This window comes from Streptomyces sp. NPDC057638 (genome assembly GCF_042800315.1).
In the GTDB taxonomy this organism is placed as follows: Bacteria; Actinomycetota; Actinomycetes; order Streptomycetales; family Streptomycetaceae; genus Streptomyces.
Window position 1 is genome coordinate 1 of the sequence record NZ_JBHVHF010000276.1, and the last position, 10917, is coordinate 10917.

Below are 10917 nucleotides of genomic sequence, written 5' to 3' on the forward strand. Positions count from 1 at the left end.
CGGCGAACCCGGGCCCCGCTGTCACCCACCGCGCGGAGGGACCGCGGTCTCAGACCCTGCCGAGACGGGCCTGGACCGCGGCGTCAGACGGTGCCGAGACGGGCCTGGACCACGGACGTCACCTCGGAGAGCGGGACCGGGACCTGCTCGCCCGACTCCATGTCCTTGAGCTGGACCACACCGTCCGCGAGGTCGCGCTCGCCCGCCACGATCGTCAGCCGCGCGCCCGAGCGGTTGGCCGCCTTCATCGCGCCCTTCAGCCCCCGCCCGCCGAAGGCGAAGTCGGTCGCGACCCCGGCCCGGCGCAGACCGGTGACGACGGAGAAGAGGACCCGGCGGGCCTCCTCACCCAGCGGGACGGCGAAGACGCTGGTGGTCGCCGGGAGATCGAGGGTGACGCCCTCCGCCTCCAGCGCCAGCACCGTACGGTCCACACCGAGCGCCCAGCCCACCGACGGCAGCTCCGGGCCGCCGATCATCTCGGAGAGACCGTCGTAGCGACCGCCGCCGCCGACCGCCGACTGGGAGCCGAGACCGTCGTGGACGAACTCGAAGGTGGTGCGGGTGTAGTAGTCGAGCCCGCGCACCAGCCGCTCGTCGTCCTCGAAGGCCACGCCCGCCTCGGTCAGCAGCTCGCGCACCTCCTTGTGGTACGCGCGGCAGGCGTCGCACAGGAAGTCGCGCAGCAGCGGCGCGCCCGTGAGCTGCTTCTGGACCTCGGCGCGCTTGTCGTCGAGGACGCGCAGCGGGTTGATCTCGACCCGGCGGCGGGTGTCCTCGTCGAGGTCGAGCCCGCGCAGGAAGTCCTGGAGCGCCTCGCGGTAGACGGGACGGCACTCCTTGTCACCGAGCGAGTTCAGCAGGATACGGAAGTGCCGCAGGCCGAGCGCGCGGTACGCCTGGTCGGCCAGGATGATCAGCTCGGCGTCGAGCGCCGGGTCCTCGGCCCCGATGGCCTCCGCGCCGACCTGGGAGAAGTGGCGGTAGCGGCCCTTCTGGGGACGCTCGTAGCGGTAGTACGAGCCGGAGTACCAGAGCTTGACCGGCAGCGCGCCCTGCTTGTGGAGGTTGGCCTCCAGGGCGGCGCGCAGCACGGACGCGGTGCCCTCGGGACGCAGGGCGAGCCGGTCGCCGCCCTTGGTCTCGAAGGCGTACATCTCCTTGGTGACGATGTCGGTGGACTCACCCACACCGCGCGCGAACAGCTCGACGTTCTCGAAGCCGGGCGTCTCCACGTATCCGTATCCCGCGTGCCGCAGCGGCGAGGAGATGGCCTCGCGCACCGCCAGATAGACGGCGGAGGTCGGCGGGATCAGGTCGTACGTGCCCTTGGGGGCCTGAAAAGTGCTCACAGAACTCTCTTGTCACATTCCTCGTCGGGGAGCGCCGGGGCTCCCGAGACCGGCGGCCACCTGCCGCAGATAGGGGTTGGTGGCGCGCTCATGGCCGATGGTCGTCTGGGGACCGTGTCCCGACAGCACCACGGTCGAGTCGTCGAGCGGCAGGCACACACGGGCCAGCGAGTCGAGCATCTCGTCGTGATCGCCACCGGGCAGGTCGGTGCGTCCGATGGAGCCGGCGAAGAGCAGGTCGCCCGAGAAGAAGACCGACGGGACATCGGCCGCCTCGGGCATCCTGAACGTCACCGACCCCTTGGTATGGCCGGGCGCGTGCGCCACGGTCAGCTCCAGACCGGCCAGCGAGAGCCGGGCGCCGTCGCTCAGCTCCTGTACGTCGGAGGGCTCGCCGACGGTCAGCTCCCCCATCAGCTGGGCGCCGATGGAACGCCCCAGCGCCTTCTCCGGATCACTCATCATGAAGCGGTCGGCGGGGTGGATCCAGGCGGGCACGTCATGGGCGCCGCAGACCGGGACGACCGAGGCGACATGGTCGATATGGCCGTGGGTGAGAACGACGGCGACCGGCTTCAGCCGGTGCTTGGCCACGGCCTCGGCGACACCGTCGGCCGCCTGGTGACCGGGATCGATGATCACGCACTCCTCACCGGCGGCGGGGGCGACCAGATAGCAGTTGGTGCCCCAGGCTCCGGCGGGGAATCCGGCAATAAGCACGATCGTCCTCGGTGTCGTCGCGGAGCGGAGAAGAGCCGTCTTGCGAATGCGGCAGCTCAGAGCCTACCGGCGCTGCTCTTCCCACAGCCAACCCGTATACGGTACGGGCACACGTGACAGACGGCTCAGCGCAGACCGAGTGGAAACGAGGGAGAAGACCCGGTGGTCACCAACGATCAGCGGCGGCGGCAGCTCGCCAGGGAGAAGTTCGAGCGCCAGCAGCGGCGTCGGGCAGGCGCCCGCAAGAAGAAGCAGCGCAACACCATCATCGCGGCCGTGCTCGCGGTGGTGCTGGCCTCGGGTGTGGCGGCCTACGCGTCCATCGGGTTCTCCGGTGACGACGACAAGGACACCAAGGGCTCGGACGCGGGCAACAGCGCCTCCTCCGAGGCGCCCACGCCCCCGGCCGAGAAGCCCAGCCCCGAGCCGAAGATGGCGATCGAGAAGAAGGGCACCTACACCTTCACCCTCGACACCAGCCAGGGCCCGATCGCCATCGCCATGGACGCGGCCAAGACTCCGCGTACGGCGAACTCGTTCAAGGCGCTCGCCGACAAGAAGTACTTCGACGGGACCACCTGCCACCGGCTGACCACACAGGGCATCTACGTGCTCCAGTGCGGCGACCCGAAGGGCGACGGCACCGGCGGCCCCGGCTACACCATCCCGGACGAGAACCTGGGCGCGCTCGGCAAGCCGGGCGCCGACCAGACCGTGACCTACCCGCCGGGCACGGTCGCGATGGCCAACACCGGTCAGCCGAACTCCGGTGGCAGCCAGTTCTTCCTGGTCTACAAGGACACCAAGCTGCCCCCCACCTACACCCCGTTCGGGAAGATGGACGCGGCGGGCCTGAAGACCGTGGCGAAGGTCGGCAAGGCCGGAGTCGCCGCAGGCGGCGGCGACGGAGCCCCGAAGCTGCCGGTCACCATCAAGAAGGCGACCGTCACCGGCCCGTGACCGCGGCCGTGATCACGGCCGGGGACAGGGGCTGGACCGCACCAGCGCGGTGCCGGGGAATTTCGGACGCGCTGAGTGCGGACAGGCGGCCGACCGGTCGCCTAGATTGGCGTTGTGCAGGGCGGGCGCTGCCCGCCCCAGGAAACTGTGGACGATGCCCGGGGGAAGACCTTCACGGGCATCAGGTGGAGGAGGCGCTGTGAGCAGCGACCCGTGGGGCCGTGTCGATGAGACGGGCACCGTGTACGTGCGTACAGCCGACGGCGAGAAGGTCGTCGGATCGTGGCAGGCCGGCACTCCCGAGGAGGCCCTGGCCTATTTCGAGCGCAAGTACGAGGGCTTGGTGGTCGAGATCGGCCTCCTCGAACGGCGGGTGAAGACCACCGACCTGTCGGCGAAGGACGCCCAGATCGCCATCGACCATCTGCGCCAGCAGATCGACGAGCACCACGCCGTCGGCGATCTCGACACGCTCGCCAAGCGTCTCGACGCGCTGGTCGAGGCGGTCGACAAGCGTCGCGAGGAGCGCAAGGTACAGCGGGCCAAGCAGCATGACGAGGCCCGTCACGCCAAGGAAGCCCTGGTCAGCGAGGCCGAGGAACTGGCCCGCAGCGAGCAGTGGCGCTCCGCGGGCGAGCGGCTGCGGGCCCTGGTGGACACCTGGAAGGGACTGCCCCGGCTCGACCGCAAGTCCGACGACGAGCTGTGGCACCGCTTCTCGCACGCCCGCTCCGCGTTCTCCAAGCGGCGCAAGGCCCACTTCGCCGCGCTCGACGCCCAGCGCGAGGACGCCCGCAAGGCCAAGGAGCGGCTGGTCGCCGAGGCCGAGGCGCTCTCCGGCTCCACCGACTGGGGCACCACGGCCGCCCGCTACCGCGAGCTGATGGCGGAGTGGAAGGCCGCGGGCCGGGCCCAGCGCGAAGCCGAGGACGACCTGTGGAACCGCTTCCGCGGCGCCCAGGACGTCTTCTTCGCCGCCCGTAGCGATGTCTTCGCGGAGCGCGACGCCGAGCAGACGGAGAACCTCAAGCTCAAGGAGGAGCTGGCGGCCGAGGCGGAGAAGCTGGTGCCGGTGACGGATCTGAAGGCCGCGCGAGCCGCCTTCCGCTCCCTCAACGAGCGCTGGGAGGCCATCGGCCATGTGCCCCGGGACGCCCGGCACCGGGTCGAGAGCCGGATGCACGCGGTGGAGCGCGCCCTCCAGGACTCCGAGGAGTCCGAGTGGCGCCGTACCAACCCCGAGGCGCGGGCGCGCGCCGCGGGTCTGACCGGGCAGCTCCAGGCCGCCGTCGACAAGCTGCGCGGGCAGATCGACGCGGCGCGGGCGGCGGGGAACAACGCGAAGGCGGACAAGCTGGCGAAGGAGCTCGAAGGACGCCAGGCACTGCTGGACCAGGCCCTGAAGGGCCTTGAGGAGTTCGGCGGCTGACCCCCACCATCCTCACCCCAGGGCCTCCCCCTCACCGGGGAGGCCCTTCCCTTGTGGCCACGTCGCGGCCCCACCCCCGTGTTGTCCCCCCGTTGTGGGGCACGAGCTCCCCCACCCGTGTGGACGGGTGTTCCGCAAGCGGTGTGGACCGGCGCGCCCACAACGCGGCGCGGGTCCGGGTCACACGCGGATCCGCGCCCGCTACGGACGGCGGGCCGAGGTCACCCGGTAGACGTCGTACACGCCCTCCACACCCCGCACGGCCTTCAGCACATGCCCCAGGTGCTTGGGGTCACCCATCTCGAAGGTGAAGCGCGATGTCGCCACCCGGTCCCGCGATGTCTGCACCGCCGCCGACAGGATGTTGACGTGCTGATCGGAGAGGACGCGGGTGACGTCCGACAGCAGCCGCGACCGGTCCAGCGCCTCGACCTGGATGGCCACGAGGAAGACCGAGGACTGGGTGGGCGCCCACTCCACGTCGAGCATCCGCTCGGGCTGGCGCGCCAGCGAGTCGACGTTCACACAGTCGGCGCGGTGGACGGAGACCCCGCTGCCCCGGGTGACGAAGCCGATGATCGGATCGCCCGGTACGGGGGTGCAGCAGCGGGCGAGCTTGACCCAGACGTCCTCCACCCCCTTGACCACCACTCCGGGGTCGGCGTTGGAGCGGCGCTTGGAGCGGCCGCGTGACGGCGGCGCGGATTCGGCGATGTCCTCGTTGGCGGCCTCCTCGCCGCCGAGTGCCTGGACCAGCTTGCCGACGACGCCCTGGGCGGCGACATGGCCCTCGCCGATGGCCGCGTAGAGCGAGGAGATGTCGGGGTAGCGCATCTCATGGGCGAGGGTGACCAGCGAGTCACCGGTGAGGATGCGCTGGATCGGGAGGTTCTGTTTGCGCATGGCGCGGACGATGGCGTCCTTGCCCTGCTCGATCGCCTCGTCCCGGCGTTCCTTGGAGAACCAGGCACGGATCTTGTTGCGGGCCCGGGGCGACTTGACGAAGCCCAGCCAGTCCCGGGACGGTCCGGCGCCCTCCGCCTTGGAGGTGAAGACCTCCACCAGGTCACCGTTGTCGAGGGTGGATTCCAGGGGGACGAGCCGCCCGTTGACCCGTGCGCCTATGGTGCGGTGGCCGACCTCGGTGTGGACGGCGTACGCGAAGTCGACGGGTGTCGCCCCGGCGGGGAGCGCTATGACATCGCCCTTGGGCGTGAAGACGAAGACCTCGTTGCGGGAGAGGTCGAAGCGGAGCGATTCCAGGAACTCCGAGGGGTCCTCGGTCTCCTTCTGCCAGTCCAGCAGTTGGCGCAGCCACGCCATGTCGTTGACATGGTCGTCCTTGCCGGACTTCTTCGGCACGTCGGTGCGCACCTTGGACGCCCCGGCGACGGCTTCCTGCTTGTACTTCCAGTGCGCCGCGATGCCGTACTCGGCGCGGCGGTGCATGTCGAAGGTGCGGATCTGGAGTTCGACGGGCTTGCCGTTGGGTCCGATGACCGTCGTGTGCAGCGACTGGTACATGTTGAACTTCGGCATCGCGATGTAGTCCTTGAACCGGCCGGGGACCGGGTTCCATCGCGCGTGGACGGTGCCGAGCGCCGCGTAGCAGTCACGGACGGTGTCGACGAGGACGCGGATGCCGACCAGATCGTAGATCTCCGCGAAGTCACGGCCGCGGACGATCATCTTCTGGTAGACGCTGTAGTAGTGCTTGGGGCGGCCGGTGACGGTGGCCTTGATCCGGGCGGCGCGGAGGTCGGACTGGACCTCGTCGGTCACTATGGCGAGGTACTCGTCCCGCTTGGGCGCCCGTTCGGCGACCAGCCGCACGATCTCGTCGTACATCTTGGGGTAGAGGATCGCGAAGGCGAGGTCCTCCAGCTCCCACTTGATGGTGTTCATGCCCAGCCGGTGGGCGAGCGGGGCGTAGATCTCCAGGGTCTCGCGGGCCTTCTTCTCCTGCTTCTCCCGCTTGAGGTAGCGCATGGTGCGCATGTTGTGGAGCCGGTCGGCGAGCTTGATCACCAGGACCCGGGGGTCCTTGGCCATGGCGACGACCATCTTGCGTACGGTCTCGGCCTGCGCCGCCTCGCCGAACTTGACCTTGTCCAGCTTGGTGACGCCGTCGACCAGCAGCGCGACCTGGTCGCCGAAGTCACGGCGGAGGCTGTCCAGCCCGTACTCGGTGTCCTCGACGGTGTCATGGAGCAGCCCGGCCATCAGCGTGGCCGGATCCATCCCCAGCTCGGCGAGGATCGTGGTCACGGCGAGGGGGTGGGTGATGTACGGGTCGCCGCTCTTGCGCTTCTGGCCCCGGTGCCAGCGCTCGGCGACCTGGTAGGCCCGCTCGATCTGCCGCAGCGTGGACGTCTCGATCTTGGGGTCGTTGGACCGCACGATCCGCAGCAGCGGTTCGAGAACGGGGTTGTACGGGGACGAACGCTGCACGCCCAGGCGGGCGAGCCGGGCACGCACCCGGTTCGAGGAGCCCGAGGCCCGGCCGCCCGAGGGCGCGCTGGGCCGGGAGGCGGGGGCCGGGCGGGGCTTGGCCGAGGAGGCACTCGCACCGGACCGCACGGCGCCCGCGCCACCGGCCCGCTCGGGCCCGGGGGCGTTCTCGGCGGGCGTCTTCTTGGGCGTGACCGGGGCCGCCGCGGCCTTCTCGGTCTGCTGGGCGGAGTGCGCGGCGGTGGCGGGACGGGCCTCGTCTGGCAAGAGAGCGCTCCTCGTGCGGTTCCGGTCCCCTCGGGGCAGGTCCGGCGAGGCCCATCGTATCGACCTCGACGGACAACCGCTTCAGCGGATGGAACAGGCCCCTGGAGGTCCCGGAAATCCCGGGGCCCTCCAGGGGCCTGTCTCTCACCTGCGTGTTCGTCGTTACTCAGAGAGTGAGCAGCGCCTTGAGCGGGGCTCCGTCGAGGACCGTCTCCAGCCGCCCCCTACCACCGAGGAAGCCGAGCTCCATGAGGACCGCGACGCCCGCGACCTCCGCTCCGCCCCGGCGGATCAGCTCCATGGCCGCGCCCGCCGTGCCACCGGTGGCGAGGACATCGTCGATGACCATGACCCGGTCACCGGGGAGCAGGTCCTCGGCGTGGATCTCGATCTCCGCGGACCCGTACTCCAGGTCGTACGACTGGGACAGGGTCGCTCCGGGGAGCTTGCCCGCCTTGCGTACGGGGATGAATCCGAGGCCCGCGCTGACCGCGACGGGCGCCCCCAGGATGAAGCCACGCGCCTCCAGGCCGACGACCTTGGTGGCGCCCTGGGCCCGGCAGAAACCGGCCAGGACGTCGGTCAGGGCCGTGAAGGCCGCCGGGTCCGCGAGAAGCGGGGTGATGTCCTTGAAGACGACCCCCGGCTTGGGGTAGTCGGCCACATCACGGATCCGGCTGAGCAGCAGCTCCCGGGGATCGGCGGTCATCGGCGCCGCCCCGAGGAACGGCCACGGCCCTGGCTGCGGGGGCCGACCACGGCGGCGGCGTCACCGCCGGTGACCTCCTCCTGCCCCGGCTGTCCGCCGTCGGCGGCGGAGTCGGTGCCCTCGCCCTTCGCCAGGGCGGCGCGCCGGGCGAGAACCCGCTTGCGCAGCGCCTTCATCTGCGGGTCGCGCTCCTTGAAGTCGGCGACCAGCGGAGTGGCGATGAAGATCGAGGAGTAGGCACCGGCGGCGAGGCCGACGAAGAGCGACAGCGAGATGTCGTTCAGCATGCCCGCGCCGAGGAAGCCGCCACCGATGAAGAGCAGACCCGCCACCGGCAGCAGCGCGACGACCGTGGTGTTGATGGAGCGCACCAGGGTGCCGTTGAGGCTGCGGTTGGCCAGCTCGCTGTAGGTGAACTTGTTCTGCTTGGTGATACCGACGGCACCCTCCTTGAGTCCGTCGAAGACGACGACGGTGTCGTAGAGGGAGTAACCGAGGATGGTCAGCAGACCGATCACCGTACCCGGGGTGACCTCGAAGCCGACCAGCGCGTAGACACCGACGGTGATCGTCAAGTCATGGATGAGGGCGATGAGCGCGGCGAGCGCCATCCGCCACTCGAAGGCGATGGCGAGATAGATCACCACCAGGACCATGAAGATGGCGAGGCCGGTCCAGGCCTTGTTGGCGATCTGAGCGCCCCAGCTGGGACCGACCAGCTCGGCGTCGATCTTGTCGGCGGACATCTTCATGTCCTGGGCCAGCTGGTTCTGGACCTTGGTGGCCTGCTGGGTGTCCATGTCGCTGACCTGGATCCGCAGGGTGCCGTTGCCCAGCTTCTGGACGATGGCCTGGTGGCCGGAGGCCTCCGTGGCGTAGTCCGTGGCCTGGCTGACCGAGACGCTGGTCTTCGGGGTGGTGAAGACCGCCCCGCCCTTGAACTCGATGCCCATGTTGAGGCCACGGATCGCCAGGCCGGCGATGGCCACAACGGTGATCAGGATCGAGACCCCGTACCAGAGCTTGCGCTTGGCGACGAAGTCATATCCGATCTCGCCTCGGTAGAGCTTGGCTCCGATATCTCCGAGTCGCGACATCTCACGCCTCCTTCGGGTCTGTGGTGGCGGAGATGGGGCGGCGCGAGCGGCGCAGCGGGGGCTGGACCCCGAGCCGCTTCGGGTCCAGACCGGACCAGGGGTGACCGCTGGCGAAGAACTTCGTCCGGGCCAGCAGCGTCATCAGCGGCTTGGTGAAGAAGAACACCACGACGACATCGAGGAGGGTGGTCAGACCGAGGGTGAACGCGAAGCCCTGGACCTTGCCGACGGTGACGGCGAAGAGCACCGCGGCGGCGAGGAACGACACGAAGTCGGAGACCAGGATGGTGCGCCGGGCCCGGGGCCAGGCGCGCTCCACCGCCGGGCGCAGGGTACGGCCCTCGCGGATCTCGTCCCTTATCCGTTCGAAGTAGACGATGAACGAGTCCGCGGTGATACCGATGGCGACGATCGCGCCACAGACCGCGGGCAGGTTGAGCGCGAAGCCGATGGCCGGGCCGAGCAGTGCCATCAGGGTGTACGTGAGGATCGCGGAGGCGATCAGGCTGAGGATCGCGATCATCGCGAGACCCCGGTAGTAGGCCACCAGGTAGATGATGACCAGCGCCAAGCCGATGGCGCCCGCGATCAGACCGGCGCGCAGCTGCTCGCCACCGAGCGCGGCACTCACGGTGGTGACGCTCTGCTCCTCGAAGGTCAGCGGCAGGGCACCGTACGAGAGGATGTTGCCGAGGTCCTGGGCGGACTGCTGGTTGAAGTTGCCGGAGATCTCCGCGTTGGCGCTGAGCGTCTGGTTGACCTGCGGGGCCGAGACGACCTCGCCGTCCAGGACGATCGCGAACTGGTTCTGCGGCGAGGGCTGCTGCGACAGCTTGCCGGTGATCTTCTGGAACTTCTTGGAGCCGTCCTTGGTGAAGTCCATCGTGACGATCCACATGCCGCGCTGCTGGTCCAGCTGGCCCTTGGCGTCGTCGACGTCCTTGCCGTCCACCTCGGCGGGGCCGAGGACGTACTTCTCCCAGGCGCCGCCGCCGTTCTCACCGCAGGCGACCATCGGGTCCTCGGGGCGGCTGTTCTTGCCGGCGTTGGCGCGGGACTTCTCGTCCAGGCAGTTCAGCGCGGCGAACTGCTTCTCCAGGGCGGGCGGGATCCCGGGGGCGGCCGGGGTCTGCGCGGGCGGCGTCGGGACCCCCGTCGCGGCGGGCGTCTTGTCCGCGGCCGGAGCGGCCGGGGTGGACGGGGTGGGCGCCTTCAGGTTCTCGGTGACCGCACGGCCCTGGGCGCCGGGGCTGCCGGAGGCTCCGGTCGACGGAGTCGCGTCGGACGTGCCGTCGGTCGCGGTCTCCTTACCGTCGGTGGCCTTGTCGCCGGACTTGTCCGTGGACGTGCCCTTGTCGGCCGAGGCGCTCGGGGTGGGCGCCGGGGCCGTGCCCCCGGGGGCGACGGTGATCACGGGCCGGAAGTAGAGCTGGGCGGTCGTGCCGACCTGCTCACGGGCCTGATCGGAGTCGGTCCCCTTGGGGATGTTGACGATGATGTTCTCGCGGCCCTGGGTCTGAACCTCGGCCTCCGAGACACCCAGACCATTGACACGGCGCTCGATGATCCCGACCGCGGTGTTCATGTTGGTCTCGTTGACCGCGCTTTCCTTGCCGGGCTCCGCCTCGGCCTTGAGCGTGATCGTGGTACCGCCCGCGAGGTCGATGCCCAGTCGCGGCGTGGTGTGACCGGACCAGAACATGCCGCCGGTCAACGCGACCATGGCGATCAGGATCAGAACCAGGGTGCGCCCCGGCTTCCCCTGAGCCCCCGCGGGCCTTCGGCCCCTCTTCGGTGCTGCCACCTTCTCGTTTCTCCCTGTCCAACCGCCCCGCGCCGGGTGCGCCGGGGCGGCCACGAAGTGTTGTGGGGACCTGCCCCCGCAGAAGTCAACACGACCGAGGGACCGCCCGGCACCGGTCCGTGCCGGGC

General features: G+C 69.9%; 8 protein-coding genes. 2 read left to right on the forward strand and 6 right to left on the reverse strand.

The genetic code is table 11. The features are described from left to right. Positions 1 to 83: 83 nt before the first annotated feature. Together hisS and ACFVIM_RS27785 are read right to left on the reverse strand one after the other, a co-directional pair. Positions 84 to 1352: a histidine--tRNA ligase gene (gene hisS / locus ACFVIM_RS27780; protein ID WP_384306746.1), complete on the reverse strand. Its 1269-nt coding sequence runs from the start codon at positions 1350 to 1352 to the stop codon at positions 84 to 86. Positions 1353 to 1364: 12 nt separating this feature from the next. Next, on the reverse strand, positions 1365 to 2072 hold the full coding sequence (locus tag ACFVIM_RS27785; protein ID WP_384306749.1) for an MBL fold metallo-hydrolase: 708 nt from the start codon (positions 2070 to 2072) through the stop codon (positions 1365 to 1367). Positions 2073 to 2234: 162 nt separating this feature from the next. Between ACFVIM_RS27785 and ACFVIM_RS27790 the strand changes: the two genes are divergently transcribed. Both ACFVIM_RS27790 and ACFVIM_RS27795 read left to right on the forward strand, forming a co-directional pair. Continuing rightward, a complete protein-coding gene (locus tag ACFVIM_RS27790; RefSeq protein WP_384306752.1) occupies positions 2235 to 3032 on the forward strand; it encodes a peptidylprolyl isomerase in 798 nt (265 codons plus the stop codon). 199 nt (positions 3033 to 3231) lie between these two features. Continuing rightward, positions 3232 to 4461, forward strand: coding sequence for a DUF349 domain-containing protein (locus tag ACFVIM_RS27795; RefSeq protein ID WP_384306754.1), 1230 nt, complete (start codon positions 3232 to 3234; stop codon positions 4459 to 4461). Positions 4462 to 4662: 201 nt separating this feature from the next. Here ACFVIM_RS27795 and ACFVIM_RS27800 read toward each other — a convergent pair whose 3' ends face one another. The 4 genes from ACFVIM_RS27800 to secD all read right to left on the reverse strand — a co-directional run bounded on the left by ACFVIM_RS27800 (position 4663) and on the right by secD (position 10789). Further along, on the reverse strand, positions 4663 to 7179 hold the full coding sequence (locus tag ACFVIM_RS27800; RefSeq protein ID WP_384306757.1) for a RelA/SpoT family protein: 2517 nt from the start codon (positions 7177 to 7179) through the stop codon (positions 4663 to 4665). Positions 7180 to 7345: 166 nt separating this feature from the next. Continuing rightward, entirely contained in the window at positions 7346 to 7888 is a 543-nt protein-coding gene (locus ACFVIM_RS27805; RefSeq protein WP_384306759.1) for an adenine phosphoribosyltransferase, read from the reverse strand. Continuing rightward, the gene (gene secF / locus ACFVIM_RS27810; protein ID WP_384306762.1) at positions 7885 to 8985 is read right to left on the reverse strand and encodes a protein translocase subunit SecF; all 1101 of its coding nucleotides are present in this window, start codon (positions 8983 to 8985) and stop codon (positions 7885 to 7887) included. The genes ACFVIM_RS27805 and secF overlap by 4 nt, the downstream gene beginning before the upstream one ends. A gap of 1 nt (position 8986) precedes the next feature. Further along, positions 8987 to 10789 carry a protein translocase subunit SecD gene (gene secD / locus ACFVIM_RS27815; protein WP_384306764.1) on the reverse strand — a complete coding sequence of 601 codons (1803 nt, stop codon included), beginning with the start codon at positions 10787 to 10789 and terminating at the stop codon, positions 8987 to 8989. Positions 10790 to 10917 lie beyond the last annotated feature (128 nt).